Annotated in this window: 27 protein-coding genes and 1 pseudogene; 6 read left to right on the forward strand and 22 right to left on the reverse strand. The window is 72.8% G+C overall.

Annotated features, from left to right (window positions below; genetic code table 11):
• From AB0F71_RS27225 to AB0F71_RS27250, 6 genes and pseudogenes are all read right to left on the reverse strand, one after another.
• A pseudogene (locus AB0F71_RS27225) lies at positions 1–808 on the reverse strand (NADH dehydrogenase subunit D); the annotation flags it as partial.
• Positions 808–1,521, reverse strand: a complete 714-nt coding sequence (locus tag AB0F71_RS27230; protein ID WP_360239129.1) for an NADH-quinone oxidoreductase subunit C — start codon at positions 1,519–1,521, stop codon at positions 808–810. The pseudogene AB0F71_RS27225 and the gene AB0F71_RS27230, both read right to left, overlap by 1 nt.
• A complete protein-coding gene (locus AB0F71_RS27235; RefSeq protein WP_360239132.1) occupies positions 1,518–2,072 on the reverse strand; it encodes an NADH-quinone oxidoreductase subunit B family protein in 555 nt (184 codons plus the stop codon). Before AB0F71_RS27235 ends, AB0F71_RS27230 begins: the two co-directional genes overlap by 4 nt.
• Positions 2,073–2,199: 127 nt before the next feature.
• Positions 2,200–2,559 carry an NADH-quinone oxidoreductase subunit A gene (locus tag AB0F71_RS27240; RefSeq protein WP_360239135.1) on the reverse strand — a complete coding sequence of 120 codons (360 nt, stop codon included), beginning with the start codon at positions 2,557–2,559 and terminating at the stop codon, positions 2,200–2,202.
• 837 nt (positions 2,560–3,396) lie between these two features.
• On the reverse strand, positions 3,397–4,092 hold the full coding sequence (locus tag AB0F71_RS27245; protein WP_360239138.1) for a response regulator transcription factor: 696 nt from the start codon (positions 4,090–4,092) through the stop codon (positions 3,397–3,399).
• Positions 4,089–5,216 carry a histidine kinase gene (locus tag AB0F71_RS27250; RefSeq protein WP_360239141.1) on the reverse strand — a complete coding sequence of 376 codons (1,128 nt, stop codon included), beginning with the start codon at positions 5,214–5,216 and terminating at the stop codon, positions 4,089–4,091. The genes AB0F71_RS27245 and AB0F71_RS27250 overlap by 4 nt, the downstream gene beginning before the upstream one ends.
• Before the next feature lie 195 nt (positions 5,217–5,411).
• On the opposite strand from AB0F71_RS27250, the gene AB0F71_RS27255 reads away from it, so the two are divergent.
• Positions 5,412–5,996 carry a hypothetical protein gene (locus tag AB0F71_RS27255; RefSeq protein WP_360239144.1) on the forward strand — a complete coding sequence of 195 codons (585 nt, stop codon included), beginning with the start codon at positions 5,412–5,414 and terminating at the stop codon, positions 5,994–5,996.
• Between the two features lie 13 nt (positions 5,997–6,009).
• Here AB0F71_RS27255 and AB0F71_RS27260 read toward each other — a convergent pair whose 3' ends face one another.
• Together AB0F71_RS27260 and AB0F71_RS27265 are read right to left on the reverse strand one after the other, a co-directional pair.
• A complete protein-coding gene (locus AB0F71_RS27260) occupies positions 6,010–6,981 on the reverse strand; it encodes a DMT family transporter (protein ID WP_360239147.1) in 972 nt (323 codons plus the stop codon).
• A 176-nt stretch (positions 6,982–7,157) separates the two neighbouring features.
• A complete protein-coding gene (locus tag AB0F71_RS27265) occupies positions 7,158–7,823 on the reverse strand; it encodes a CatB-related O-acetyltransferase (RefSeq protein ID WP_360239151.1) in 666 nt (221 codons plus the stop codon).
• 94 nt (positions 7,824–7,917) lie between these two features.
• Here AB0F71_RS27265 and AB0F71_RS27270 point away from each other — a divergent pair, with 94 nt between their 5' ends.
• The 3 genes from AB0F71_RS27270 to AB0F71_RS27280 all read left to right on the forward strand — a co-directional run bounded on the left by AB0F71_RS27270 (position 7,918) and on the right by AB0F71_RS27280 (position 9,891).
• Positions 7,918–8,562: a TetR/AcrR family transcriptional regulator gene (locus AB0F71_RS27270; RefSeq protein WP_360239154.1), complete on the forward strand. Its 645-nt coding sequence runs from the start codon at positions 7,918–7,920 to the stop codon at positions 8,560–8,562.
• An 83-nt stretch (positions 8,563–8,645) separates the two neighbouring features.
• Positions 8,646–9,356: a peptidylprolyl isomerase gene (locus AB0F71_RS27275; RefSeq protein WP_360239157.1), complete on the forward strand. Its 711-nt coding sequence runs from the start codon at positions 8,646–8,648 to the stop codon at positions 9,354–9,356.
• A gap of 178 nt (positions 9,357–9,534) precedes the next feature.
• Positions 9,535–9,891, forward strand: a complete 357-nt coding sequence (locus AB0F71_RS27280) for a MazG-like family protein (protein ID WP_360239160.1) — start codon at positions 9,535–9,537, stop codon at positions 9,889–9,891.
• Between the two features lie 151 nt (positions 9,892–10,042).
• Here AB0F71_RS27280 and AB0F71_RS27285 read toward each other — a convergent pair whose 3' ends face one another.
• The 7 genes from AB0F71_RS27285 to AB0F71_RS27315 form a co-directional block, all read right to left on the reverse strand.
• Positions 10,043–11,332, reverse strand: a complete 1,290-nt coding sequence (locus AB0F71_RS27285; RefSeq protein WP_360239377.1) for a geranylgeranyl reductase family protein — start codon at positions 11,330–11,332, stop codon at positions 10,043–10,045.
• A gap of 112 nt (positions 11,333–11,444) precedes the next feature.
• Positions 11,445–12,140 carry a demethylmenaquinone methyltransferase gene (locus AB0F71_RS27290; protein WP_360239163.1) on the reverse strand — a complete coding sequence of 232 codons (696 nt, stop codon included), beginning with the start codon at positions 12,138–12,140 and terminating at the stop codon, positions 11,445–11,447.
• 46 nt (positions 12,141–12,186) lie between these two features.
• The gene (locus AB0F71_RS27295; RefSeq protein ID WP_360239166.1) at positions 12,187–12,774 is read right to left on the reverse strand and encodes a hypothetical protein; all 588 of its coding nucleotides are present in this window, start codon (positions 12,772–12,774) and stop codon (positions 12,187–12,189) included.
• A gap of 266 nt (positions 12,775–13,040) precedes the next feature.
• Positions 13,041–13,790 carry a hypothetical protein gene (locus AB0F71_RS27300; protein ID WP_360239169.1) on the reverse strand — a complete coding sequence of 250 codons (750 nt, stop codon included), beginning with the start codon at positions 13,788–13,790 and terminating at the stop codon, positions 13,041–13,043.
• A 52-nt stretch (positions 13,791–13,842) separates the two neighbouring features.
• Positions 13,843–15,066 carry a cyclic dehypoxanthinyl futalosine synthase gene (mqnC, locus tag AB0F71_RS27305; RefSeq protein ID WP_360239172.1) on the reverse strand — a complete coding sequence of 408 codons (1,224 nt, stop codon included), beginning with the start codon at positions 15,064–15,066 and terminating at the stop codon, positions 13,843–13,845.
• Between the two features lie 175 nt (positions 15,067–15,241).
• Entirely contained in the window at positions 15,242–17,017 is a 1,776-nt protein-coding gene (locus tag AB0F71_RS27310; RefSeq protein WP_360239175.1) for a serine/threonine-protein kinase, read from the reverse strand.
• Between the two features lie 145 nt (positions 17,018–17,162).
• The gene (locus AB0F71_RS27315; protein WP_360239178.1) at positions 17,163–18,074 is read right to left on the reverse strand and encodes a menaquinone biosynthesis protein; all 912 of its coding nucleotides are present in this window, start codon (positions 18,072–18,074) and stop codon (positions 17,163–17,165) included.
• 455 nt (positions 18,075–18,529) lie between these two features.
• On the opposite strand from AB0F71_RS27315, the gene AB0F71_RS27320 reads away from it, so the two are divergent.
• Complete coding sequence (locus tag AB0F71_RS27320) at positions 18,530–18,736, forward strand: cold-shock protein (RefSeq protein WP_360239181.1); 207 nt, start codon at positions 18,530–18,532, stop codon at positions 18,734–18,736.
• A 315-nt stretch (positions 18,737–19,051) separates the two neighbouring features.
• Here the strand turns inward: AB0F71_RS27320 and AB0F71_RS27325 are convergent, their stop codons facing one another.
• Both AB0F71_RS27325 and AB0F71_RS27330 read right to left on the reverse strand, forming a co-directional pair.
• The gene (locus AB0F71_RS27325; protein ID WP_360239183.1) at positions 19,052–20,377 is read right to left on the reverse strand and encodes a dicarboxylate/amino acid:cation symporter; all 1,326 of its coding nucleotides are present in this window, start codon (positions 20,375–20,377) and stop codon (positions 19,052–19,054) included.
• A 99-nt stretch (positions 20,378–20,476) separates the two neighbouring features.
• Entirely contained in the window at positions 20,477–20,629 is a 153-nt protein-coding gene (locus tag AB0F71_RS27330; protein ID WP_360239186.1) for a hypothetical protein, read from the reverse strand.
• Positions 20,630–20,841: 212 nt separating this feature from the next.
• Here AB0F71_RS27330 and AB0F71_RS27335 point away from each other — a divergent pair, with 212 nt between their 5' ends.
• Positions 20,842–22,050 carry an MFS transporter gene (locus tag AB0F71_RS27335; RefSeq protein ID WP_360239189.1) on the forward strand — a complete coding sequence of 403 codons (1,209 nt, stop codon included), beginning with the start codon at positions 20,842–20,844 and terminating at the stop codon, positions 22,048–22,050.
• A gap of 79 nt (positions 22,051–22,129) precedes the next feature.
• Here the strand turns inward: AB0F71_RS27335 and AB0F71_RS27340 are convergent, their stop codons facing one another.
• The 5 genes from AB0F71_RS27340 to AB0F71_RS27360 form a co-directional block, all read right to left on the reverse strand.
• Positions 22,130–22,258, reverse strand: a complete 129-nt coding sequence (locus tag AB0F71_RS27340) for a hypothetical protein (RefSeq protein WP_360239192.1) — start codon at positions 22,256–22,258, stop codon at positions 22,130–22,132.
• 56 nt (positions 22,259–22,314) lie between these two features.
• Entirely contained in the window at positions 22,315–23,424 is a 1,110-nt protein-coding gene (locus AB0F71_RS27345) for a LacI family DNA-binding transcriptional regulator (protein WP_360239195.1), read from the reverse strand.
• A gap of 27 nt (positions 23,425–23,451) precedes the next feature.
• Positions 23,452–23,796 carry a DUF4229 domain-containing protein gene (locus tag AB0F71_RS27350; protein WP_360239198.1) on the reverse strand — a complete coding sequence of 115 codons (345 nt, stop codon included), beginning with the start codon at positions 23,794–23,796 and terminating at the stop codon, positions 23,452–23,454.
• Positions 23,793–24,425: a GNAT family N-acetyltransferase gene (locus tag AB0F71_RS27355; protein ID WP_360239201.1), complete on the reverse strand. Its 633-nt coding sequence runs from the start codon at positions 24,423–24,425 to the stop codon at positions 23,793–23,795. Before AB0F71_RS27355 ends, AB0F71_RS27350 begins: the two co-directional genes overlap by 4 nt.
• Positions 24,426–24,541: 116 nt before the next feature.
• Positions 24,542–25,846, reverse strand: coding sequence for an MFS transporter (locus AB0F71_RS27360; RefSeq protein ID WP_360239380.1), 1,305 nt, complete (start codon positions 25,844–25,846; stop codon positions 24,542–24,544).
• Positions 25,847–25,945 lie beyond the last annotated feature (99 nt).

Raw genomic sequence — 25,945 nt, forward strand, 5'->3', positions numbered from 1 at the left:
CGGTCTTGCGCAGGTCGTGCGGCAGGCCGGTGGCGCGCAGGATCGGGCCGGTGGCGCCCAGGGCCAGGCAGCCGGCCAGGTCCAGGAAGCCGACGTCGACCAGCCGGGCCTTGAACACCGGGTTGCCGGTGGCGAGTTTGTCGTACTCGTGCATCCGGGAGCGGAAGGTGCGGACCGCCTCGCGGATCTGGTCGACGGCGCCGGGCGGCAGGTCCTGGGCCAGGCCGCCGGGGCGGACGTACGCGTGGTTCATGCGCAGGCCGGTGACCAGCTCGAAGACGTCCAGGATCAGCTCGCGGTCCCGGAAGCCGTAGATCATCAGGGTGGTGGAGCCGATCTCCATGCCGCCGGTGGCCAGGCAGACCAGGTGCGAGGCGATCCGGTTGAGCTCCATCATCATCACCCGGATGACGCTGGCCCGGTCCGGGACGTCGTCGGTGATGCCGAGCAGCTTCTCGACCGCCAGGCAGTAGGCGGTCTCGTTGAACAGCGGGGTCAGGTAGTCCATCCGGGTCACGAAGGTGGTGCCCTGGACCCAGCTGCGGAACTCCATGTTCTTCTCGATGCCGGTGTGGAGGTAGCCGATGCCGCAGCGGGCCTCCTTCACCGTCTCGCCGTCGATCTCCAGGATCAGCCGCAGCACGCCGTGGGTGGACGGGTGCTGGGGGCCCATGTTGACGATGATGCGTTCGTCGTCGGCCCGGCCGACCGCCTCGACCACCTCGCCCCAGTCGCCGCCGGTGACGGTGAAGACCCGGCCCTCGGTGGTCTCGCGGGCGTCTGCTTCCTCGTAGTGCTGAGTACTCATCAGCTGTACGACCTCCGCTGGTCGGGAGCCGGGATCTGGGCGCCCTTGTACTCGACGGGGATGCCGCCGAGCGGGTAGTCCTTGCGCTGCGGGTGGCCCAGCCAGTCGTCCGGCATCATGATCCGGGTGAGCGCCGGGTGGCCGTCGAAGACCAGGCCGAAGAAGTCGTAGGCCTCGCGCTCGTGCCAGTCGTTGGTCGGGTAGACGCTCACCACGGAGGGGATCCGCGGGTCGGCGTCCGGCGCGGTGACCTCCACCCTGATCAGTCGGCCGTGGGTGATCGAGCGCAGGTGGTAGACCGCGTGCAGCTCGCGGCCCCGGTCGCCCGGGTAGTGCACCCCGCTCACGCCCAGGCACAGCTCGAAGCGCAGCGCCGGGTCGTCGCGCAGGATGCGCACCGCCTTCAACAGGTGGGTGCGGTCGAGGTGGAAGGTGAGTTCGCCGCGGTCGACCACGGTCTTCTCGACCACCTCGGCCGGGTCCAGGCCCTGCTCCTCCAGCGCGCCCTCGAACTCGTCGGCGACCTCGTCGAACCAGCCGCCGTACGGGCGTTCGCTCGGGCCGGGCAGCACGATCGGGGCGGCCAGGCCGCCGAAGCCGGAGGTGTCGCCGGTGCCCTCGGCACCGAACATGCCCTGCCGGCGGCCGACCACCTCGACCGGGATCTCCCGGGGCGGCTGCTCGCGGCGGGTCTCGGGTACCTGTTCGCTCATCGCAGCTGCCCCCGCATCTCGCTGATCGGGGCCGCCTTGAGGGCCAGGGCCTCGCCCAACTCCTCGGCGCGGCGCCGGTTCACGCCCAGCGGCTCGTGCTGGATCTTGTCGTGCAGCTTCAGGATGGCGTCCATCAGCATCTCCGGGCGGGGCGGGCAACCGGGCAGGTAGATGTCCACCGGGACGATGTGGTCGACGCCCTGCACGATCGCGTAGTTGTTGAACATCCCGCCGGAGGAGGCGCAGACGCCCATCGAGATGACCCACTTCGGATTGGGCATCTGGTCGTACACCTGGCGCAGCACCGGGGCCATCTTCTGACTCACCCGGCCCGCCACGATCATCAGATCGGCCTGCCGGGGGGAGCCCCGGAAGACCTCCATCCCGAACCGGGCCAGGTCGTAGCGGCCGGCACCGGTGGTCATCATCTCGATCGCGCAGCAGGCCAGACCGAAGGTGGCCGGGAAGAGTGACGCCTTGCGCACCCAGCCGGCGGCCGTCTCCACGGTCGTGAGCAGAAAGCCGCTCGGCAGCTTCTCCTCGATTCCCATCAGATCCCTCTCAATGCCCTCAAGTCCTCTGGTACGTCCGGCGATGCGCCCGCGGAGCGTCCGGGGGAACGTCCGGCCCGTCCGAGCTTGTCCGCTCGTTCACAAGGGCGGCGGCGCCACCCCTGCCTCAGTCCCACTCCAGGCCGCCGCGGCGCCAGACGTAGGCGTACGCGACGAAGACGGTGGCGATGAACAGGAGCATCTCGACCAGCCCGAAGAGCCCCAGGGAGTCGAAGGTCACCGCCCAGGGGTAGAGGAAGACGATCTCGATGTCGAAGACGATGAAGAGCATCGCCGTCAGGTAGTACTTGATCGGGAACCGACCGCCGCCCACGGGCTGCGGGGTCGGCTCGATGCCGCACTCGTACGCCTCCAACTTGGCCCGGTTGTAGCGCTTGGGGCCGGTGAGTGAGGCCATCACGACGGAACCGACCGCGAACGCCGCCGCGATGGCACCGAGTACGAGGATCGGCGCGTAGGCATTCATAGCCCCCGCTCCCTCCGTCCAGTCGTCCTTGACTGCAGATCGGAACCGGCGGGTCACACTGAGGTGAACCCGCGTTCCAGTTCCCGAGATCCACCTCATGTGAGGCAGTTCACAAAGCCTGGAACGAGCGCATCCTATGCCCGGTGGCTTGTGATCTGCGACACGCAGTTCAACGTCATCTTTGTGATCTACGACACCATGTGAATGGTGGCGAATGTGAACATGCCCAGAGTTGTCAACGCAAAGGAGTCAAATGGTCACAAGTAGTCGCATTTATCTTGGAAGCGGCTGGTCAGGGGCGCATTCCTATATCAACTATGCTCCGGGGATAGCAAATTTCGGGGAGTCATGTTGACGTGTTATAGCGGCTCACTCGGAGGGGTGGTGGGGGGAGGAACGCTTGCTTGACCCTTTGTTCACAAGCGCGCGATGTTGTCGTGGGGGTCTCCCCTCCCCCTCCCCCCTCCCCCCACCCGCCCGCCGCCCGCCGCCCGCCGCCCGCCGCCCGCCGCCCGCCGCCCGCCGCCCGCGCCAGGTTTGCCCACCTGCTGCCGGTGTCACCTGCGCTGGGCCGGCCGGTCCCCGCGCGGGGCTGCTGCGCGCTCGCAGCCCTGGCAGCCTGTGGGCCCCTGGGGGCCTGCCCTCCTCCTCCGCCTCCGCTCCACCCGCCGCCCTCGCGGCTCCGCCTCCCGTGTAGGGCAGGCCCAACTTCCCGCTGCGGCCCTCGAATCCCTCGGCCCGCCTCCTCCTCTGCCCTGCCTCCCTCTCGCTCTTGGGCCGCGCCCTGGCGCAGGCCGCCTCCGTCGTTCCGCTCTCGCCCTTCGGGCCAGGGGCCGGCTACCGGTTGCCGACTGCCTGTTCCCACACCCAGGCCGCGATGCCCACCCGGTTACGGGCACCGAGCTTGCGCTGGATGTTGGCGAGGTGGTTCTTCACCGTTCCCGGTGAGATGAAGAGCCCGGCGCCGATCTCGGCGTTGGTCGCTCCATCGGCCACCAGCTCAGCGATCTCCTTTTCCCTCTCGGTCAGTTCTTCCACCGGGCCGGCTATCAACGGGCCCGGCACGCCTGCTCCGCCCGCGGACCCCGGCACAGGGGCCGCCCCCGGCAGCGCCATGTGCTGCAACAACCGCACAGTGACCTGCGGACTGATCAACGCGTCCCCGGCCATCGCCGCCCTGACCGCCTCGATCAGCAGGACCGGCCCCGAGCGCTTGAGCAGGAAGCCCGCCGCACCGTGCCGCAAGGCCGTGTGCACGTACTCGTCCAGGTCGAAGGTGGTCACCACGATCACCTTGCACTGGCCGGCGAGTTGCCGCGTGACCTCCAGGCCGTCGAGCTTCGGCATCCGGATGTCCGCGAGCACCACGTCCGGCCGCAGTCTCTTCGCCTCCTGTACCGCCGCCGCACCGTCCGAGGCCTCGGCCACCACCGTCATGTCCGGCTGTACGTCCAGGATCATCCTGAATGCACTGCGGATGTCCGCCTGGTCATCGGCGACCAGGATCCGGATCGGCTTTGCACTGCTGCTCATCCGCTCATCTCCCCTGCACCCGCACTCGTCCTCATCGGGGTCTCCGGCCGCTCCGGCTCCTCCCGACCTGCCAACGGCAGCCTCGCCGTCACCCGCCAGGCCTCCCGCTCATGCGCTCCCGCCTCGAAGGTGCCGCCGAGTGCCTCCACCCGCGCGGCCAGACCAGGCAGTCCGCTGCCGCCGCCCCGCCTGGGCCGACTGGCCGCCCCCGCCGGCCGACCGTCGTTCGTCACGGTCAGCTCCAGCCACTCACCGACGCGGCGCGCCCGGACGTCGACCCGTGCGGCGCCCTGGGCGTGCCGTCGGACGTTGGTCAGCGCCTCGACCACGATCCGGTGGACCGTCCCACCCAGTTCCCTCGGAACCGGCTGCTCCGGCAGTTCCAGCCGGACCTCCGCGCCGCCCGCGGCGGTGAACCGCTCAGCCACCTCCGCGAGTTCCGAAAGCCCCGGCTGTGGACCGCGCCCGGTCCCCTCCTCCGTGCGCAGCAGCTGGACCGTCCGATCCAGTGATGCCAGGGCCCGCTGCCCGGCCTGCTCTATCCGTTCGAACATGGCGACCGCTCGGGCCGGGTCGACCGAGGCCAGGTAGGCGCCGGCCTGGGCCTGGGCCACCATGCCGCTGACGTCGTGCGCCACGAAGTCGTGCAGGTCGTGGGCCAGTTCGAGCCGCTGGGCCCGCTTGGCCTCGACCACCGCCTTGGTGCGCCCCTCGTCCAGGCCCCTCAGGTAGAGCCCGATCAGAACGGCCGGCAGGGAGAGCGCCGAGCCGAAGCCGAAGATCGTGAGGACGTCCCCGGGCCCCTCGACGAACGCGAACCTGGTCAGCCAGAGGGCGACCGCTCCGCATGCCGTCCAGGCCGCCAGCGCGCACCGCGGGCCGTCCTCGGTGCGCAGGGTGATGACCACCGACAGCAGCAGGACGGCCAGTTCGACCAGGCCGAGCAGTCCGGCCCAGCGGTCGCCCTCCGCCCAGCGGCCGAGGATCCAGACGGCGGCCGTGACCACCGCCGAGGACACCCCGAGCGCCAAGGTCACGGCTGCCGCCCCACGGCGGCCCCGCGCCGACCAAGCCGGCAGTGCCAGGACCAGGACGACCCCGGACAGGATCTGAGTCATCGCCATCACCTCTCCTCGACTCATCGACTGCCGTCACATTACGGCGCGGGAGGGATGGCACACCTGTGCCGATCGGCACATTTCAAAGGGCAGTTGAGCAGGAGGAACAGCCCGATCGGCATCTGCCGCCGGCCCTTCCCGGCCGCCAGTCTTGAGTCATCGCACCGGCCACGGGGCCGGAGCCGAAGGGAGTGCACCACCATGTCGAAGCTCGTGATCAACGCCCGCGTATCCGACCACCGGGTCGGGGCGGTCGACGCGGTCGCCCCGGACGTCCCGCCCGCCCCGCGTTGGGCCCGGATCGCCGCCACGGCCGCCGCGCTCAGCACGGTTCCCTCGGGGCTGTGGCGGATCGTCTTCGGCTTCGGCGTCCCGCTCGGTTTCAGCGGGGCGACGGCCGCGGCGTACGCGGAACACCAGCCTGGCTGGGGCACGGTCTACTGCGTGGCGCTGAGTGCGTTGGCGGAGGGGCTGGCGTTCCTGACCCTGGGCCTGGTCCGGCCCTGGGGGCACGTGGTTCCGCGCTGGATCCCGCTGATAGGCGGCCGACGGGTGCGCCCGCTGTTCGCCGTCGTTCCGGCCCTGTTGGGCGCGCTCGTCCTGACCTGGCTGGGGCTGTTCGCCCTGTTCGGCGGCTGGGCCGGGAACCTGGCCGAGGCGGACTCGCCGCACGGCCTCGGTGCCCTGGTGATGACTCTCGCCTACCTGCCCCTGGTCGCCTGGGGCCCGCTGCTGGGCGCGGTCACCATCGACTACGCCCGCCGGACTCTGTGGCGGCGCCGGTGACGAGGGCTGCCGGTCAGACCGAGGCCGGCTCCGGGCTCGGCTCCTCCGCCTCGGATGCGCTCTCTCCCGCGTTCGCGGCCGGGCGCGGCACAGGGGCGGTCCGCCGCCCCCACTCGGTCGCGATCAGCACCAGGGCTCCGCCGAGCAGGGCGAGCGGGCCCATCCGGTTCCCGGCCACGGTGAGGCCGAAGACGGCGGCCCACAGCGGTTCGGTGCCGAGCAGCAGGCTCACCCGGGACGGCGAGGTGGCCCGGACGGCCCACATCTGGACGAAGAAGGCGAACAGGGTGCAGAACAGGGACAGATGCAGCAGCCAGGCCCACTGGCCGGCCCCGTACGAGCGTGCGACCGTCCAGGGCGCCGGCCCGACGGACAGCGCGACCACGGCGAACACTCCGGTGGCCGAGGCGAGTTGGACCCAGGTGACGGCGAGCATGTCGGTGTCGCGGACGGCTCGGGTGCGGGCCATCGCCAGGACGTACGCCGATCGGACGAGGGCGGCGCCCAGTACCAGCAGGTCACCGAGGGTCGGAGGGCGCAGCCCGCCGTCGCCGGTGAGCAGGGCTACGCCGAGCACGGCCAGCCCGGCGGCCGCGAGGAAGGCCCGCGGCGGTGCGGTCCGGCCGAGGGCGCTCTCGCCGAGCGGGGTGAGCACCATCGCGAGGCTGATGATCAGCCCGGCGTTGGTCGCGGAGGTGTGCACGGCACCGTAGGTCTCCAGCAGGAAGATCCCGCTGAGGACCAGGCCGAGCGCGGCGCCGCCGAGCCATTCGGCGCGGCTCAGCTTCCGCAGGGCCCGCCAGGCGACCGCCCCGAGCAGCGGTAGCACCAGCCCGAAGCGCAGGACGAGCATCGCCACGACCGTCTCCGGGTCGGCCACCCGCTGGACGGCGAGGAAGCTCGACCCCCACACCACTGCCACGAGCAGGACCGGCAGATCGCGAAGGACCGATGAGGACGAGAACGAGGACAGGGAGGCACGCATGAGGAGGATCCCTCCGTACGAACGGAACCGGCGGGTGCGAGGACCGTACGGCGTCGGACGGACCCGGGAGCTGGGCGTGTGGCTCAGCGGGGGACGGGGCGAGGGGTGGAGCACGGGGGCGCCATCTTCGCGCACCGGGCTGCCGATGATCAATGCCCCTGCCGGGCGCCGGCGGGTCAGGAGGCGAGCAGGCCGTTCGTCTCGGCGATGTCCTCGATGTCGGCTGGAGTACCGGACATGATGGCGCGGACGTGCTCGGTGACGAGCTCGGCCGGCCAGTCCCACCAGGCGGCCCGGAGGAGGCGTTCGATGTCGGCGTCGTCGAAGCGGCGTCGGATCGGGCGGGCGGGGTTGCCGCCGACGATCGTGTAGGGCTCGACGTCGGCGGTGACCACCGCACCGGCCGCGATGATCGCTCCGTCGCCGATCCGGACGCCCGGCAGGACGGTGGCGCCGAAGCCGAACCAGACGTCGTTGCCGACCACGGTGTCGCCACGGCTGGGCAGGCCCGTGACGATGTCGAGGGTCTGCTCGGTCCAGCTGCCGCCGAACATCGTGAAGGGAAAGGTGGAGACGCCGATGGCCGGGTGGGCGGCCCCGGCCATCAGGAAGCGAGTGCCGGTGGCGATCGCGCAGTACTTGCCGATCACCAGTCGTTCGGGGCCGTAGGCGTAGAGGACGTTGCGTTCCTCGAAGCGGGTGGCTCCGTCGGGGTCGTCGAAGTACGTGTACTCGCCGACCTCGATCCTCGGGTCGGTGACGAGCGGGCGCAGCAGGACCACTCGGTCGTGGCCGGCGAGCGGGTGGAGGGCGGTCGGGTCGGGGACGGCGCGGGTGGTCACACAGGCTCCTCTCGTAATGCGACGCGCGTCGCATTACGATGAGCATGGCACAACCGCCACCCCGCAGCAAGCCTTAATGCGACAGGAGTCGACTTTGAGCAAGGCCGCCACCCCCGACCAGCAGCCACCCCGCACGCCCACCCCGCGCCCGGGCGGGCGCAGCGCCCGGGTCCGCGCGGACGTGGTCGCCGCCACGCTCGCCGAGGTCACCGAGAAGGGGTACGACGGACTCACCGCCGAGGCGGTCGCGGCGCGGTCCGGCGTCCACAAGGCGACTCTCTACCGGCGGTGGGGCGGAGTGGACGGCCTGATCGCCGACGCCCTGACCGCCTCCGCCGACCAACCCTGGCCGCTGCCCGACACCGGAGACCTCCAGGAGGACCTCCGCCGAATCACCCAGGAGGTCTTCCACGTCTTCACCGACCCGGAGCTGGGTCCCACGCCCACCGCGCTGATCTCCGCCGCCCAACGCTCCGACGCCGGCGCGGCCGCCCTGCGCGGGTTCTTCGCGGCCCGCCACCGCCAGGCCGCCGAGGTCGCCGAACGGGCCGTGGCCCGCGGCGACCTGCCGGCCGGGACGGACGGCGCCGAGGTGATCAGGGCGGCCACCGCCCCGCTCTACTACCGACTGTTCGTCACCGGCGAACCGCTGGATGCCGGCACCGCCGAGCGGGCCGCCGACGCCGCCGCCCTCGCCGCCCGAGCCGGACTGTTCACGCCCACCCCGAAGGAGAACTGACACCACGTCATCACCGACGGCCGAAGGAGCCCCAGCCACCCCACCCCCTACCGAAGACCCACCCGGCCGTGGATGATTCCTCCATGACAAGTACGCCGTCCACCACCCCCCGGAAGGCCCGTCACGTGAAGCCCACGCACTGGGCGCTGGTCGCCGCCGCCACCGTCCTCCCACTCGCGGCGAGCACCGGCACGGCCGTCGCGGCCCCCTCCGGCGCCACCCCGGCCCCGAGCGCGGCCTGCACCTACACACCCGCCGTCCCGGCCGACAACTTCAAGGGCATCCCGGTCTTCGACGCCGCGAAGGCGGCCCGCCCCTACCAAGCGACCCTGCGCACCAACCAGGGCCCGATCACCTTCGAGGCACTGACCGACAAGGCGCCCTGTACCACCTTCTCGTTCCGCTTCCTCGCCGAGCACAACTACTTCGACCGCAGCCACTGCCACCGACTCACCACCCAGCGGATCTACGTGTTGCAGTGCGGAGACCCGACCGGGACGGGCAGCGGCGGTCCGGGCTACTCCTTCCCGGACGAGAACCTGACCGGAGCCACCTATCCGGCCGGCACCGTGGCCATGGCCAACGCCGGACCGAACACCAACGGAAGCCAGTTCTTCATCGTCTGGAAGGACACCAAGCTCTCCCCCGCCTACACCCCGTTCGGCCGCGTGACGGCCGGTCTGGACGTCCTGCAGAAGATCGCCGCCGCCGGCGAGGACGACCAGAACGGCCCGGGCGACGGATTCCCGAACGTCCCCGTGAACATCCGCCACGTGAACATCAGCAAGCGCTGATCCACCGGCCGGGCAGGGCGAACACCTGGGGTGGGCCGGACGGCAGCGGTCCGGGTGACAGCGGGCCGGACGCAAGCGCTCCGAGCGGCAGCGGTCCGGACGGCAGCGGTCCGGCCCGCCCCCCTGGCCACTCCCGTACGGTGGCAGCAACAACGACACCGCAGGGGAGCAGCACCGCATGGACAGCCGGATCTGGGAGAGCGTCGACCAGCTGGTCGCGCGGCTGGACGAACAGAGCACCCAATCGCCGCAGGAGGAGCGCCTGCTGCGGCTGCTCAAGCTCTCCGAGGAGATCGGCGAGGTCGGCGCCGCGGTGATCGGCGCGACCGGTCAGAACCCGCGCAAGGGCGTCACCCACACCTGGGAGGACGTCCAGCACGAGCTCTGCGACGTCGTGTTCAGCGCCCTGGTCGCCCTGCGGACGCTCACCCCCGACGCGGCCCGGGTGTTCGACGAGCGCCTCGCCTACGTCGAACAGCGCTCCGCCGCCTCCCGCGACACGGCGGAGCAGGAGACGGCACCGAAGTCGCCCTGAACCGGGCCGCGCACCCGCACCCCAGGCGCGCCGCCACGCCAGGCGCGCCAACGCCCCAGACGGCCCAGGCACCCCGGTCGCCCCAATACCCCGGCACCCCGGTCGCCCCGAGCACCCCCGGGTGCCCCAAGCACCCAGGCGCCCCGCCGCCTCAGGCGTTCGGCGCGACCCTCGCCAGCCCGTTGATCACGCGGTCCATCGCGTCGCCGCCCTGCGGGTCGGTGAGGTTGGCGAGCAGCTTGAGGGTGAAGCGCATCAGCAGCGGGCGCGGCAGGCCGTGCTGGGCGGCGAGCTGCATCACCTTGGGGTTGCCGATGAGCTTCACGAAGGCGCGGCCGAGCGTGTAGTAGCCGCCGTACACGTCCTTGAGGATGCGCGGGTAGGCCTGCAGGGCGCGCTCGCGGCCGCCCTCGGTGACGCGGGCGTGGGCCTGCACGATGACCCCGGCGGCGATCTGGCCGGATTCCATCGCGTAGGCGATGCCCTCGCCGTTGAACGGGTTGACCATGCCGCCCGCGTCGCCGACCAGCAGCAGGCCGCGGGTGTAGTGCGGCTGCCGGTTGAAGGCCATCGGCAGGGCGGCGCCGCGGATCGGCTCGGTCATGTTCTCGGGGGTGTAACCCCACTCGGCCGGCATGCTCGCGCACCAGGCCTTGAGCACCTCGCGCCAGTCGAGTTCGCCGAAAGCGGGCGAGGAGTTGAGGATGCCGAGGCCGACGTTGGAGGTGCCGTCGCCCATGCCGAAGACCCAGCCGTAGCCGGGCAGCAGCTTGCGCTGGCCGCCGCGGGTGTCCCACAGCTCCAGCCAGGACTCCAGGTAGTCGTCGTCGTGGCGCGGCGAGTTGAAGTAGGTGCGGTAGGCGACGCCCATCGGGCGGTCCTCGCGGCGGTGCAGGCCCATGGCGAGGGAGAGCCGGGTGGAGTTGCCGTCGGCGGCGACGACCAGCGGGGCGCGGAAGGTGACCGGTCGCTTCTCCTCGCCGAGCTTGGCGGTGACGCCGACGATCCGGCCGGTGCGCTCGTCCAGGACCGGGCCGCTGACGTTGCAGCGCTCGTAGAGCCGGGCGCCGGCCTTCTCGGCCTGGCGGGCGAGCAGTTCGTCGAAGTCGGCGCGCTTGCGGACCAGGCCGTAGTCGGGGAAGGAGGCCAGCTCGGGCCAGTCCAGCTCCAGCCGGACGCCGCCGCCGATGATGCGCAGGCCCTTGTTGTGCAGCCAGCCGTTCTCGGTGGAGACGTCGATGCCCATGTCCACCAGCTGCTTGGTGGCACGCGGGGTGAGGCCGTCGCCGCAGACCTTCTCGCGCGGGAAGGCGGTCTTCTCCAGCAGCAGCACGTCCAGCCCGGCCTGGGCGAGGTAGTACGCGGTGGTGGCGCCGGCCGGGCCCGCGCCGACCACGATGACGTCGGCGGTGCTCTCGACCGTGCTGTCCGGCTTCGTCAGATCGGCTGCGGTCTCGGACACGTGGACACACTCCTGGAGCTGCGGCGGGGGATGGCGGCTTTTGTCTCCGGCAGTCTAGTTCCGCTGACGCTGCCGGAGACGCCCCCTCCGGCTACGCCTGCTTGTACCCGCGGTGCAGCGCGACGATCCCGCCGGTCAGGTTCCGCCAGGCGACCTTCGACCAGCCGCTCTCCTGCATCCGGGCGGCCAGCGCGGGCTGGTCCGGCCAGACGCGGATGGACTCGGCGAGGTACACGTACGCGTCCGGGTTGCTGCTGACGGCGGTGGCCACGGGCGGCAGCGCGCGCATCAGGTACTCGGTGTAGACGGTCCGGAACGGCGTCCAGGTCGGCGTGGAGAACTCGCAGATCACCAGCTTGCCGCCGGGCTTGGTGACCCGGTGCATCTCGCGCAGCGCCGCGTCGGTCTCCTGGACGTTGCGCAGCGCGAAGGAGATCGTCACCGAGTCGAAGGTGTCGTCCGCGAAGGGCAGCCGGGTGGCGTCGCCGGCGGTGAGCGGCAGCTCGGGGTGGCGGCGCTTGCCCTCGGTGAGCATGCCGACCGAGAAGTCGCACGGGACGACGTCGGCCCCGGCCTCGGCGAAGGGCAGCGAGGAGGTGCCGGTGCCGGCTCCGAGGTCGAGCACGAGGTCCCCCGGTCCGGCGGCCACCGCCTCGGCCACCGCCCGGCGCCAGGCGCGGGCCTGGCCGAGGGAGAGCACGTCGTTGGTGAGGTCGTACTTGGCCGCGACGTCGTCGAACATGGCGGCGACTTCGTGCGGCTGCTTGTCCAGGGAGGCTCGGGTCACGCCCCCCATTGTTCACCCTGCGACGGCCGCACCGACCAACGGGGCCTCAGTGCGATCCGCGCCGCCCGCCCGCGCGACGGCGGCGGCGCGAGCGCTTGCCCTGGGTTATCGCCGGCATCCCCTCGGCCAGGGCCCCGGTCGCCATGGCCAGGTTGGCGGCGATCCGGCCCTGGCCGCTGCGGACGGCGACGGCCCGCCGGTGGCGCCGGATGCGCAGCATGCAGATCACGAACAGCACGACGGCGACGGGCACGCTGAACCGGGCCAGGCCGACGCCGACGGGCTGCGGGTAGGTGTCGCCGCAGATCCGGACCGCGCCCGGGTCGTCGGCGGCGTGTTCGAGGCAGACGGCGTCGCCGAGCTTGATGCCGTCGGCGAGCGGCAGCGCGGCGGCGGTGTGCGGCTGGCCGCTGACCTTGTAGCTGACGGCGCTGTAGGTGCCGCCGCCGGTCGGCAGCTGGGTGACGACGCCCTCGACTCTCACCGGGTGGGCCGCGATCCGGTCGGCCTGGTCGGCCTGGCGCCAACCGAGCAGGCACATCCCGACGGCCAGCACGGCGCTGAGCACGGCGGCGAGGTACCAACCACGGCCCATCCGCGGGGTTCGCGGCGGGGGGACGGTCGCGGTTCGCATGGTTCCTGTCCTGGCTTGCCTCCGGGGCCTGGGCACGGCCCCGCCGCCCGCGGGTACGGGTGGTGGTGTGGTGAGGGTACGGAGTGAGCTGTCCGGGATCGTATCCGCTGGCGGGCCCTCAGGTCACGGTGAAGGGACAATCACCCCCCTGGGAGGGCACGGCAGTTCGAGTGCACACGAAGGAAGTCCCGTGCACCGCAAGGCAATCCGCCTACTGACGAGTACGTCACACCGGCGAGCTCACGCCCGCCTCCGCCCGCGGACGGTCACCTCCGCCGGTACACCAACCGCCCGGCCAGCACGGTCGCCAGGCACCCGCCGGCCGCCGGCCGGACCTCGCCCTCCTCCGCCACCACCGGGAACACCGCGAAGTCCGCCCGCCCACCGGCCGCGACCCGCCCGTGCACGGCCCGGGCGAGCGGCAGCACCGCCAAGGGGTCCAGCAAGCCCGCCCCTTCGCCCGGCCCCCCCGCCCCCGACAGCTCAGCAGCCCCCACAGCCCCGGACAGTCCAGCAGCCCCAGACAGCCCGGCAGCCCCAGACAGCCCGGCAGCCCCAGACAGCCCGGCAGCCCCCGCAGCCCCCGGCAGCGCCACCAGCCCCGACCGCGCCACCGCCGTCCGCACCGCCGCCCGCGCGAACGGCCCGGCCACCGCCGTCACGCCGAAACCGAGCATCCGCTGCAGACCGCGCCGCGCGCTGGCCCCGTACCGGGCCTCGTCGGTGCAGCCGACCAGCCCGTCCACGACCGGCTCGACGCCGATCTCCTCACGCGGGTCCGGGTGGTAGTCCCGCTCCAGCAACCGCTGCCCGCAGGGGTTGCGCAGGCCGGGCGCGAGCAGGGCCCGGCCCCAGTCCCGGACCCGGGCCGACGGGTGGGCCGCCGCCAGCTCCGCGTACGGGCCGACGGCCTCGACCAGTTCACCGCGCACCACCACCGCCCCGTCGGCGAAGGACGGGGCGGTGGGTTCGGCGGGGTCGGGCAGCAGGAACTCGGCCCGGTGCAGAGTCAGCACGGCGTCGACCGGAGCGGTCTCGGGTGTCCGTGGTCCTCGGTCGTCCGGGGCCTCAGTCGTTGTCCAGGATCTTGAGCTCGGGGTGGGCCGTGCCGCCCTCAATCGCCGTGGAGGCGATGTGCGAGGCGACCCGGGGGTCGACCGGGTCGTTGGCCGGGTCGTCCAGCACCCGCAGGTGCTCGTAGGTGGTGGAGCGCTGCGCCGGGACGCGGTCGGCGGCGCGGATGAGGTGGATCAGCTCGGTGAGGTTGGAGCGGTGCTTGGCACCGGCCGCCGAGACGACGTTCTCCTCCAGCATCACGGAGCCCAGGTCGTCGGCGCCGTAGTGCAGCGACAGCTGTCCCGCCTCCTTGCCGGTGGTGAGCCAGGAGCCCTGGATGTGGGCGACGTTGTCGAGGAACAGGCGGGCGATCGCGATCATCCGCAGGTACTCGAAGACGGTGGCCTGGGTCGAGCCCTTGAGGTGGTTGTTCTGCGGCTGGTAGGTGTAGGGGATGAAGGCGCGGAAGCCGCCGGTGCGGTCCTGCACCTCGCGGATCATCCGCAGGTGCTCGATCCGCTCGGCGTTGGTCTCGCCGGTGCCCATCAGCATGGTGGAGGTGGACTCCACGCCGAGGCCGTGCGCGGCCTCCATGATCTCCAGCCAGCGCTCGCCGGACTCCTTGAGCGGGGCGATCGCCTTGCGCGGCCGCTCCGGGAGCAGCTCGGCGCCGGCGCCGGCGAAGGAGTCCAGGCCCGCCTTGTGGATCCGGGTGATGGCCTCCTCGATGGAGACCCCCGAGATCCGGGACATGTGCTCGACCTCGGAGGCGCCCAGCGAGTGGATCACCAGCTGGGGGAAGTCGGCCTTGATCGCCGAGAAGGCGCGCTCGTAGTACTCGACGCCGTAGTCCGGGTGGTGGCCGCCCTGGAACATGATCTGGGTGCCGCCCAGCTCGACCGTCTCGGCGCAGCGGCGCAGGATCTCGTCGAGCTCGCGGGACCACCCCTTGTCGCTCTTCGGCGGCACGTAGAACGCGCAGAACTTGCACGCCGTCACGCAGACGTTGGTGTAGTTGATGTTGCGCTCGATGATGTACGTCGCGATGTGCTCGGTACCCGCGTAGCGGCGGCGGCGCACCGCGTCGGCGGCGGAGCCGAGCGCGTGCAGCGGCGCCGAGCGGTAGAGCTCCAGCGCCTCCTCCGGGGTGATCCGGCCGCCTGCGGCGGCCCGGTCGAGCACGGCCTGCAGGTCGGTGCTGGACGCATCGAGGGTGGTCGCTGCGAGCTCGGTCACCTGGCGGCCTTCTCTCTCTCAAGTGCAACTCGGGTACGGCCGAACCAGCCTACGCCAGGCCTTACGGGCGCCCGCGTCAGCCCGCTGAACTGCGCCTCGACCCGTCTCACCGGGCCGCCTCACCGACCCACCCTGCCTCACAACCCGCCTCACCCGCACGCCTCACCGACCCGCCTCAGCCGCCCGTCCGGCGCAGCGTGCCGGCCGGGTTCCCGGCGGCCGGGTCGGCGGAGGTGAAGCGGATCGTCCCGTCGGACCGCAGGCTGAGGGTCTCCGTGTTGGAACCGCCGGTGCAGGCACCGGGGATGGAGGAGCGCACCAGCCGGGACCGGAACACCAGCTCGGTGTCGGAGGCCGACTTGAGCGTCCAGGCGCCCTCGCAGCTGATCGAGATCAGCCCGGAGACGCCGTTGTGGCTGGTGGTGGCCTCCTGGCCGATCGCCGCCTGGCGGACGGTGAGCGTGGTGGTGCCGCCGGGCAGCCCCTTGTCGGTGACCATGTCGCCGCTCCAGGTGCCCAGGAACGCCGCGGGCACCACCCCCGGCCCGCCCGTCCCGGTCGACGGGGCCGACCCGGCCGTGGACGCGGACGCCGCCGTGGACGGAGACACCGGCGCGGAGGGCGACGCCCCCGCCGTCCCACCCGGCACGAAGGCCCCCGGCGACGCGACGGCCTGGTCCGGGTCCACGGACGGCAGGGGCAGCGGCCCCACGGACGGCCCCGACACCGCCGGCCCGGCCGGCCCGGTCATCGCGTACCAGGCGTACCCGGCACCCCCGAGCGCCGCGACCGCCAGCACCACCGCCAGCGCGGCCCCGACCCACCGACGCCGCTGACGACGCTGACGGGCGAGCCCCTGCTCCTCCCCCGTCCCAGCCGGGTAACTGCACAGCGGCAGCGGCCCGTCCCCCTCCCCTTCTCCTGACCCCGAGGCCGCCCCCGCTCCGGACGGAACCCCGGACACAGCCCCCGACCCCGCCCCGGGCGCAGCCGCCCCGCCCGGCCCCGACGCCTGCGTCGGCGCGTACGGCAGCGCCTCCCCTTGCGCCCCCTCCAGGTCCAGCAGCTCCACCGCACTGCGCCCCACCCCCGCCGCCAGCGCCGGCGGCAGCCAGTCGCCCCGCCCGAGCAGGGCGGCGGCCGCGCCGTCCGGGTCGAGGCGGGCCGCCAGTTGCCGCGGGGTGGGCCGGGCGGCCGGGTCCTTGGCGAGGCAGTCGAGGACGACCGTCCGCAGCGCCTCGGGCACTCCGCTGACGTCCGGTTCCTCGTGCAGCACCCGGTAGAGCAGGACGGCCGCGCTGACGTCCTCGCCGAAGGGGTGGACCCCGGTGGCGGCGAAGGCCAGGACGGCGCCGAGCGAGAAGACGTCCCCGGCCGGCCCGGACGGCTGCCCGTTCGCCTGTTCGGGCGACATGAAGCCGGGTGAGCCCACCACATAACCCGAACGAGTGAAACCACTGGTCGCGTCCAGGGCCCGGGCGATCCCGAAGTCGATCAGCCGCGGGCCGTCCAGGGTGAGCAGCACGTTGGAGGGCTTGACGTCGCGGTGCACCAGGCCGAGCCCGTGCACATGGGCGAGCGCCCCGGCGAGCCCGACGCCGAGGGCGCGGACGGCGGCCTCCGGCAGCGGGCCGTGCGCCCGGACAGCGGCGGCGAGTGCGGGGCCCGCGACGTAGCCGGTGGCGACCCAGGGCTGCTCGCCCTCGGTGTCGGCGTCCAGGACGGGGGCGGTCCAGGCGCCGCCGACCCGTCGGGCGGCGGCCACCTCCTGCCGGAACCGGGCGCGGAACTCGGCGTCGTCCGCGAGTTCGGCCCGGACCACCTTGACGGCGACGGTGCGCCCGCCGGCCGTCCGACCGAGGTAGACCCGGCCCATCCCGCCCGAGCCGAGCCGCCGCAACAGCCGGTAGGCGCCCACCTGGCGCGGATCGTCCGACCCCAGTGCCCGCATGTCCCGCACGCTCCCCTCGCCCGCCCCGCACCCGCGCGGGACCCCGCCGGACGCACCTCGGGAGCAGACCGTACCGGGCCGGACCGACCCACCGCCCGACCCACCGCCCGACCCGCCCGCGGACGGCCTGGCGAAGGCGGCGCCCCTACGGCCCGACCGGCAGCGCCGCCGGCTCCAGCAGCCGCACCGTCACGTCCGGCGCGAAGCCGCTGTCGTGGGCGACCCGCCGGGCGAACTCGGCGACCCCGGCGAGCTGCCGCGCGCCGAGCGAGAAGTCGAGCGCCTCGCTGAAGTACCGCTCCAGCACGTCCGCCCCGAAGGTCTCCCAACGGGCGGCCTGCTCGGCCACCTTGGCGGCCTCGACCAGCGAGAGGTCCCGCGACTCCAGGAAGGCCCGGTGGACGGCCGCGGTGAGCTCGGGGCAGCGTTCGGCGAACTCGCGGCGCACGGCCCAGACCGCGAAGACGAACGGCAGTCCGGTCCACTCCTTCCACATCTCGCCGAGGTCGTGGACGGTCAGCCCGAGGTCGGCGGCCTGGCCGAGGTAGGCGCGCAGGGCCGGGTCGCCGATCAGGACGGCGGCGTCGGCCTCGGCGAGCATCGCACTGAGGTCCGGGGGGCAGGTGAAGTAGTCCGGGCGCACGCCCTCCCGCTCCTCCAGGAGCAGCCGGGCGAGCCGGACGGACGTGCGGCTGGTGGAGCCGAGGGCGACCCGGCGGCCGTCGAGGTCGGCGAGCGGCACCTTGCTCACGATCAGGCAGGACATCACCGGGCCGTCGCTGCCGACCGCGATGTCGGGCAGGACCAGCAGGTCCTCGGCGTTGCGCAGGTACTCCACGCAGGTGATCGGGCCGATGTCGAGGGAGCCGCCGACGAGTCGGTCGCTCAGCTTCTCCGGGGTGTCCTTGGTGAGGTCGAGGTCGAGCAGGTTGCCGGTCCTGGCGAGGCCCCAGTAGAGGGGGACGCAGTTCAGGAACTGAATGTGGCCGACCCTGGGCCTGACCGGGGTGTTCTCCTGGTGCTCGGGCTCCCGCGTTTGTCCGTCCGGCACTGCCACTGCGGCGCTCCCTTGCTGTTCGTGCGCTTCCCCACGGCGCTGTTCGTGCGTTTCACCGCAGCGTATGCCTGCTGTTCGCGACGGCTCGCACCGGCCACCCGACACGCGCGCGGGTGCTGCCGGACAGGCGGCGCGGGCGCCTGTCCGCAGACTCGTGCGCGCCCCCAACACGCCTGCCCGCGCCCGTAACCAGGCCGCTCCGGGGGCCTACGACACGCGCCGTCCGAAGGGCAAGTGACCCCTGGTCGTCACAGCGGCCGCATGCTAGCGTTGCCCTCAGTTGCAGTTTGATTCCCCTTGCAGTACTTGAAGCCTGCGGAGCATGTAACCGCGGGCTTTTTGTAGTTTTTCAGCAATATCGAAAAACTTCGGACTCGTCCGGAGGCAGGGCGATCAGCGCAGCGGACCGGGGACCACACGGTGTGGCCCCCGACACGCATCGCAAGGAGAACGGCATGGCTCAGGGAACCGTCAAGTGGTTCAACGCTGAGAAGGGCTTCGGCTTCATCGCCCAGGAGGGCGGCGGCCCCGACGTCTTCGTCCACTACTCCGCCATCAACGCGAACGGCTTCCGTTCGCTGGAGGAGAACCAGGCGGTCACCTTCGACGTCACCCAGGGTCCGAAGGGCCCGCAGGCGGAGAACGTCACCGCCGTCGTCTGACCATCCTCTGATGTTCTGATCGCTCGGGACCCTTCGGGTCCGTCGACGGCTCCCGACAGCCGTCACCATGAGCACAAGAGCAGCACCCAAGGGGGCCTGCCCATCGCGGCGGGCCCCCTGCCTTTTCCCGGCAGTCCCGGTGAGCCGGGGAAGGAGGGGAAAGCCGAAGGACCCTCGCCCCGTGAACCGGGAGAGGGCCCTTCGCATCGCGCAAGCGATCGGGCAGCGTGCCGACCGTCAACCGGCGTACCGACCATCAGGCGGCGTGCCGACCGTCAGGCAGCGCGCCAAGCCGTCAGGCGGCGTACCGAACCGTCAGGCGGCGACCGGAACCGCGACCTTCGGTGCGTCCTCCTCGTACAGGTCCCCGGAGGGGTTGTTGTACGCGGCCACGTCCAGGATCCGCTCCCGCGCCGCGACCACGACCGGCACGACCACCTGGCCGGCCACGTTGGTGGCGGTCCGCATCATGTCCAGGATCGGGTCGATGGCCAGCAGCAGGCCGACGCCCTCCAGCGGCAGGCCCAGCGTGGACAGGGTCAGCGTCAGCATGACGATCGCACCGGTGAGGCCCGCGGTGGCGGCCGAGCCGACGACCGAGACGAAGGCGATCAGGAGGTAGTCCCTGATGCCCAGATCGATGTTGTAGACCTGGGCGACGAAGATCGCGGCGACGGCCGGGTAGATCGAGGCGCAGCCGTCCATCTTGGTGGTGGCGCCGAACGGCACGGAGAACGAGGCGTACTCGCTCGGGACGCCGAGGCGCTCGGTGACGCGGCGGGTGACCGGCAGGGTGCCGACCGAGGAGCGCGAGACGAAGGCCAGCTGGATGGCGGGCCAGGCGCCCTTGAAGAAGTGCAGCGGGTTGAGGCCCGCGGCGAAGCGCAGCACCAGCGAGTAGACGACGAACAGCACCAGGGCGCAGCCGACGTAGATGTCGAGGGTCAGCGTGGCGAAGGGCTTGAGCAGGTCCCAGCCGTACTTGGCGACGGACTTGCCGATCAGGCCGAGGGTGCCGAGCGGGGAGAGCCGGATGACCCACCACAGCGCGGTCTGGGTCAGCTCCAGCACGGTCTCGCTGAGCTTGAGGACCGGCTCGGCCTTGGTGCCGAGCTTGATGATCGCGGCGCCGACCACGACCGCCATGAAGACGATCTGCAGCACGTTCACCTTGACGAAGGCGTCGACGATGTTGGTCGGGAAGATCCCGGTCAGGAAGTCGATCCAGGTGCCCTTGGAGTCGAGCGCCTTGAGGCCGTCGGTCTTGAGGTTGGTGCCCTGGCCGGGGTTGGTCAGCAGGCCCAGGCCGAGGCCGATGCCGACCGCGATCAGCGAGGTGATCATGAACCAGAGCAGCGTGCGGGTGGCCAGGCGGGCCGCGTTGGTGACGTTGCGCAGGTTGGCGACGCTCACCACGATCGCGGTGAAGACCAGCGGCGGCACGGCCAGCTTGAGCAGCTGGACGAAGATCTTGCCGATCGTCTCCAGCGTGGTGGCCAGCCAGGAGATGTCGGCGGCGCGGGCCAGGTAGCCGAGGCCGACGCCGAGCACGAGGCCGGCGACGATCTGCACCCAGAACGGTGTCTTGCGGATGCGGGTGAGCAGGGACGGCGACGAGGTCGCCTCGGGCGCTGTGGACATGGGGGTGCGACTCCGGGGGAGGGCGTTGCTGGCGGTGGGGTGCGGGGCGGAGGAGGCGGCACGGCTCGGGGCCGGACGGAGAGAGGTCACGAACCCCGGTCAGGGGCGTGCCGCCGCGATACAGCTCATGGCTGCGCAGCTCATGGCGCGACAACGGCGCGGGCTGTCCACAGCACCGTTCAGCGCACCCGGGCGGGCGGCGCCGGGCAGCGGGCCCGGGCCGTGCATCCGCAGTGCGTCTGAGGTGGTCACGGCCGATACGTTAGCAGCAAAGGTTTGAGATGTTCAAAGTACTTGTTTGAGATCGAGCCACAGTCACCCTTCACTCAGCAGTGAGATCCGGACACGAACGAAGCTGACGCACCATCAGCCCCACCCTCCGGCCGGATTGACCGAACGGCAGTTATACGTATAACTTTGACGGCGTCCCCGCCCTCCCCTGCCCTGACCGGAGAAGACCACCGATGGGCTACCTCGCCCTGCTCCGCGCCCCGCACGTCTCCCGACTCCTGCTCGGCACCCTGCTCGGCCGCCTGCCCGCCGGTATGACCGCCCTGGTGATCGCCCTCGCCCTGCGCGAGGCCGGCGTCCCGTACGGCCGGATCGGACTGGCCACCTCCGTGTACGCGCTCGCCGCCGCCGTCGGCGGGCCGGTGCTCGGCCGGATCGTCGACCGCACCGGCCAGCCGCGCGTCCTGCTCGCCTCCGCCGTGGTGGCCGGCGGCGGGTACGCGCTGCTCGCCCTCGCCCCCGGCTCCCCGCTCGCCGCGCCGCTCGGCGCCGCCGTCGCCGGCCTGGCGATGCCGCCGCTGGAGCCCTGCCTGCGCTCGCTCTGGCCGGACGTGGTCGAGGAGGAGCAGCTCGACACCGCGTACGCCTTCGACTCCGCCTCCCAGCAGATCCTCTACGTGGCCGGGCCGCTGGCCGTGGCCGGGATCGCCGGCCTGTTCAGCCCGGTCGCCGCGCTCTGGGTGGCCGCCGGACTCGGACTGGCCGGCGCACTGGTGGTCGCCACCGCCGCACCCGCGCGGGCCTGGCGCGCCCCCGCCCGCGCGCACTCCGCCGGACTGCTCGGCCCGCTGCGCTCCCCCGGCCTGGTGCTGCTGTTGGTCGGACTCGCCGGGGCCGGCTGGGCGGTCGGCGCGCAGAACGTGCTGTTCATCGCCTACGCCGAGCAGCACGCCGGCGGCCTGCCCGGCGGCGGGGGCACCCTGCTGGCACTGGCCGCGCTCGGCGGCCTGCTCGGCGCGCTCGCCTACGGCATGGTCAGCTGGCGGCAGAGCACCGCGACCCGCACCTGGCTGATGGCCCTCGCCATGGCCGCCTCCTACCTGCCGCTGGTCACCCTGCCCGGCCCGTACCCGATGGCCGCGCTGGCCTTCCTCTCCGGCGTCATGCTGGCCCCGCTGCTGGCGGCCGCCTTCGTCCTGGTCGCCGAACTGGCCCCGGCTGGGACGGTCACCGAGGCCTTCGCCTGGCTGGTGACCCTGTTCGCCACCGGCAACTCGCTCGGCTACGCGGTCTCCGGCCACCTCGCCGAGGGATCGCTGCGCCCGGTCGCGGTGTGCGCGGCCGGCGGGATCGCCCTGGGCGGCCTGGTGCTGTTCGGCGCCCGGCGCTGGTTCCGTGGCGCGCCGCTCGCGCCGCTCGCCGAGCCCGTCCCGGTGGGCTGACCCCCGCCCCCCACAGACGACTGCGCCCGCCGGGGTCTGGCCGGCGGGCGCAGTCATGTCCTCCGTTCACCTACGGCGATCAGCTGTGGCGGCCCCGACGGCCCCAGGCGGTCACCGGGAACAGCACCCCGCTGCCGAGCGCACCGCTGCTGAGCGCACCGGTCGCGAGCAGCACCGGGAGCAGCGCGTTGCCGCCGGTGCCGGGCATCGGCGGCGGCGCAGCGGCGGGACGGGCGGCGGCGCGGGCCGTCGTCGAAACGTCCGTCAGCCCCGGGCCGGGGCCGGGGCCGGGGCCGTCGAGGAGCGCAGCACCAGCGAGGTGGCCAGCGGCGCGACCGGTTCCACCCGCTCGCCGGCCAGCAGTCCGGCGAGCGCGGCCGCCCCCGCCCGGCCCAGCTCCTCGCCGGGCAGGTCCACGGTGGTCAGCGGCGGGGCGAGCAGCCCGGAGACGGCGACGTTGTCCATGCCGACCACCGACAGGTCGTCCGGCACCCGCAGCCCCCGCTCGGCGGCGGCCTGGTAGACCCCGGAGGCGACCACGTCGTCGTCGCAGATCACCGCGCGCGGACGGTCCGCCCGCTCCAGCAGCTCCCCCGCCACGCTCCGCGCGGCCGCGTGGCCGTCGTTCAGGCTCACGCCCAACTCCACCACGTCCAGGCCGAGTTCGCGGACCGCCTGCTCGAAGGCGGCCTGCCGGACCCGGAAGGTGTACGCGGCATGGGTGGACCGCAGGTGCCCGATCCGGCGGTGCCCCAGGGCGGCCAGGTGCTCGACGGCCGCCCGCATCCCGCCGGCCACGTCCAGCTCGACGGTCGGGCGCGCCCGGTCGGTGCCGGGGTCGGCGTCCAGGAAGACCGCTGGGGTGTCCGGCGGCAGCTCGCCGAGCTGGCTGTCGTCCGGGGAGCAGATCAGCAGGCCGTCGAAGCGGCCCGCGGTGGCGGCCTCGGCCAGGGTCGCGCTGCCCCAGCCGGAGCTGACCACGACGGCCAGACCGTGCCGGCCGGCCTCGTGGTGGACGCCCTCCAGCACCCGGCCGAAGAACGGGCCCTGGAGGTTGGGCACGGCCAGCATGATCATCCCGCTGCGGCCCAGCCGCAGCTGCCGGCCGGCGGCCTGCGGGCGGTAGCCGAGGCTGCGGGCGGCCTCGCGGACCCGTGCCCGGGTCGCCTCGGAGACCCGGCGCCCGGCCTCGGCACCGGAGAAGACCAGCGACACGGTGGCCTGGGAGACCCCGGCCAGCCTGGCCACGTCCCGCCCGGTGGGCCTGCGCACCGGGGCCGGCCACGTCCCGGCGGCCCGCCCGGTGTCGGTGCCGGTGCCGGTTTCAGCGCCGGTCTCGGCGCTCGGGTGCGGGTCGGCGGGTACCGCGGGCACGTTCGGCACGGCGGGCTGCGCCCCGGGTCAGCTCTGCCGGGAGGCCGCCGCGCGGACGGCGTCGTCCACGGCGTCCTCCTCGGCGTTCTGCGCGGCGATCCGGTCGGCGGTGCGGCTGCGCATCCCGGCGACCTTGGTGGTGATCTGGGAGGACATCTCGTCGCGCTGCTTGCTCAGCAGCACGTAGCTGAGCGGCGCGGAGGCGATCGCGGCCAGCAGGAACAGGAAGACCATCCCGGCCTCGCCGCTCACCGGGATGACCTGGAAGTGCCCGAGCAGCAGGGCCACCAGCAGGCAGCCGAGGAAGATGCTGGCTCGCATGGAGGTGTAGCGGAGCGTGGCGTGCGACTTCTGCGGGCCGTTGCTGCTCACTGGGACACATCCTTCTGGTTCGAGCCGGGGCGGGTCTCCCAGTCAAGCATGCCTGACACCGGGCGCGGGCCAGGGGGCCGACGTCCCTCCTCGGCGGCCGGTCGGCGCAGGTCCAGCCACATGGTGATGTCGTCGCGGTCGTCCCCGGGGGCGACCCGGATCGCGGCCGGCACCCGGCCCACCTCCCGGTAGCCGCAGCGGGCGTAGAAGCGCTCCAGCCCCAGGCCGCCGCGCGCGGTGAGCCGCAGCGACTCCAGGCCCCAGGCGCGGGCCACCCGCTCGGCCTCGGCGAGCAGCGCGGCGCCGTGGCCGAGGCCCTGGAAGTCGGGGTGCACCATGACCCGCTTGAGCATCCGCCAGTGCTCCATCGGTTCGAAGCGCATCGAGGCGAAGAACAGCACCCCGACCAGTCGGCCGGTCGCGCTCTCGTGCGCGACCAGGAGGCGGTCGGGGCCGTCCGGGGCGAGCCCGGCGAACTGACGGTCGGCGGTGTCCCAGACCTCGTCCTCGGTGACCGGGGCCACGAAGCCGACCGCGCCGCCGGCGTTGGTCACGTCCGTCCACAGCCGGACCACGGCGGTGCGCAGGTCGGGGTCGGGCTTCGGGTCGAGGGTGAAGGTGAGCGCCATGGATGCGGAGCCTAGTCCTCCGTTCCGACGGCCTGGACGGCCGTACCAGCGATACCGGATGTACCGGAGGTGCCAGACGTACGTCCGTCCCAGCCGGCCGCCCCGACCCGCCCGGCTCAGGACAGGGCGGGCACCGCCCGGTCGCCCCGCCGCCCGGTGCGCAGTGCCAGGCAGAGGCCGACCGCGACCGCGCACAGCGCGCCGGCGCCGTACCAGGTGAGGTCGTAGTTCCCGAGCGCGTCGCGGGCCAGCCCGGCCAGCCCGGCGACGACGGCCGCGCCGATCTGGTGGGCGGCGAGCACCCAGCCGAAGACGATCGGGGCGTCGTCGCCGAACTGCCGGCGGCAGAGCGCGACGGTCGGCGGCACGGTGGCCACCCAGTCCAGGCCGTAGAAGACGACGAAGGCGAGGATCGGCGGGTGCAGCGAGCCGGCCAGCAGCTGCGGCAGCAGGAGCAGGGAGACGCCGCGCAGCCCGTAGTAGACGGTGAGCAGCAGACGGGAGTCGACCCGGTCGGTGAGCCAGCCGCTGAACACGGTGCCGACCACGTCGAACACGCCGATCAGGGCGAGCAGGCTCGCGGCGGTGGTGACGGGCATGCCGTGGTCGTGCGCGGCCGGGATGAAGTGGGTGCCGACCAGGCCGGCGGTGGTGGCGCCGCAGATCGCGAAGGAGCCGGCCAGCAGCCAGAACGGCCGGGTGCGGGCGGCGTCGCGCAGCACCCGCAGCGTGCGGGCCAGGGCGCGGCCGTCCCGGGCCGGCTCGGGCGGGGCCTCGGTGGCGCCGTACGGGAGCAGGCCGAGGTCGGCGGGGCGCTCGCGCATCAGCAGCAGGACGGGCACGGCGACGGCGCTGGCGGCGAGCGAGACCACGACCACGGCCGAGCGCCAGCCGTGCTGCTCGACCAGCCAGGCGCCGACCGGCAGGAAGACGAGGTTCCCAGCTGCCCCGGCGGCGGTGAGCACCCCGGTGACCAGGCCCTGGCGGGCCTGGAACCAGCGGCCGGTGATGGTGGTGGCGAAGGCGCCGGCCATCGAGCCGCTGCCGAGGCCGACCAGCACGCCCCAGCAGAGGATCAGCTGCCAGGGCTGGCGCATCAGCATGGTGAGGCCGGCGCCGACCGAGATGGTGAGCAGCGCGCACACCACCACCAGGCGCACGCCGAAACGGTCCATCAGGGCGGCGGCGAAGGGGGCGGTGAGGCCGTAGAGGGTGAGGTTGACGGAGGTGGCACTGGCGATCGTCCCGAGCGACCAGCCGAACTCGTTGTGCAGGGCGTCCATCATCAGGCTCGGCGTGGAGCGGAACCCGGCCGAGCCGAGCAGGACCAGCAGGGCGACCCCGGCCACCACCCAGGCGTAGTGCACCCGGGCACGCCTGGCGGGGGCGGGCCGCTCGGAGGCGATCTGATCGGAGGCGATCTGATCGGAGGCGATCGGAGCGGAGGCGGTGGGATCGGGGACGGGTGTGGGGGTGAGGGCGCTGCGTTCGGTCACGCGAACGAGTGTTCCGGGCGGCCG

This window comes from Kitasatospora sp. NPDC028055 (assembly GCF_040637885.1).
GTDB lineage: Bacteria > Actinomycetota > Actinomycetes > Streptomycetales > Streptomycetaceae > Kitasatospora.

Coding starts and splice junctions, on each gene's coding strand:
- AB0F71_RS27310 (WP_360239175.1), bottom strand. CDS start 17,017: ATGCGGGCACTGGGGTCGGACGATCCGCGCCAGGTGGGCGCCTACCGG.
- AB0F71_RS27275 (WP_360239157.1), top strand. CDS start 8,646: ATGACAAGTACGCCGTCCACCACCCCCCGGAAGGCCCGTCACGTGAAG.
- AB0F71_RS27255 (WP_360239144.1), top strand. CDS start 5,412: ATGTCGAAGCTCGTGATCAACGCCCGCGTATCCGACCACCGGGTCGGG.
- AB0F71_RS27230 (WP_360239129.1), bottom strand. CDS start 1,521: ATGAGCGAACAGGTACCCGAGACCCGCCGCGAGCAGCCGCCCCGGGAG.
- AB0F71_RS27240 (WP_360239135.1), bottom strand. CDS start 2,559: ATGAATGCCTACGCGCCGATCCTCGTACTCGGTGCCATCGCGGCGGCG.
- AB0F71_RS27335 (WP_360239189.1), top strand. CDS start 20,842: ATGGGCTACCTCGCCCTGCTCCGCGCCCCGCACGTCTCCCGACTCCTG.
- AB0F71_RS27260 (WP_360239147.1), bottom strand. CDS start 6,981: ATGCGTGCCTCCCTGTCCTCGTTCTCGTCCTCATCGGTCCTTCGCGAT.
- AB0F71_RS27245 (WP_360239138.1), bottom strand. CDS start 4,092: ATGAGCAGCAGTGCAAAGCCGATCCGGATCCTGGTCGCCGATGACCAG.
- AB0F71_RS27235 (WP_360239132.1), bottom strand. CDS start 2,072: ATGGGAATCGAGGAGAAGCTGCCGAGCGGCTTTCTGCTCACGACCGTG.
- AB0F71_RS27295 (WP_360239166.1), bottom strand. CDS start 12,774: ATGCGAACCGCGACCGTCCCCCCGCCGCGAACCCCGCGGATGGGCCGT.
- AB0F71_RS27320 (WP_360239181.1), top strand. CDS start 18,530: ATGGCTCAGGGAACCGTCAAGTGGTTCAACGCTGAGAAGGGCTTCGGC.
- AB0F71_RS27355 (WP_360239201.1), bottom strand. CDS start 24,425: ATGGCGCTCACCTTCACCCTCGACCCGAAGCCCGACCCCGACCTGCGC.
- AB0F71_RS27325 (WP_360239183.1), bottom strand. CDS start 20,377: ATGTCCACAGCGCCCGAGGCGACCTCGTCGCCGTCCCTGCTCACCCGC.
- AB0F71_RS27250 (WP_360239141.1), bottom strand. CDS start 5,216: ATGGCGATGACTCAGATCCTGTCCGGGGTCGTCCTGGTCCTGGCACTG.
- AB0F71_RS27340 (WP_360239192.1), bottom strand. CDS start 22,258: ATGCCCGGCACCGGCGGCAACGCGCTGCTCCCGGTGCTGCTCGCGACC.
- AB0F71_RS27280 (WP_360239160.1), top strand. CDS start 9,535: ATGGACAGCCGGATCTGGGAGAGCGTCGACCAGCTGGTCGCGCGGCTG.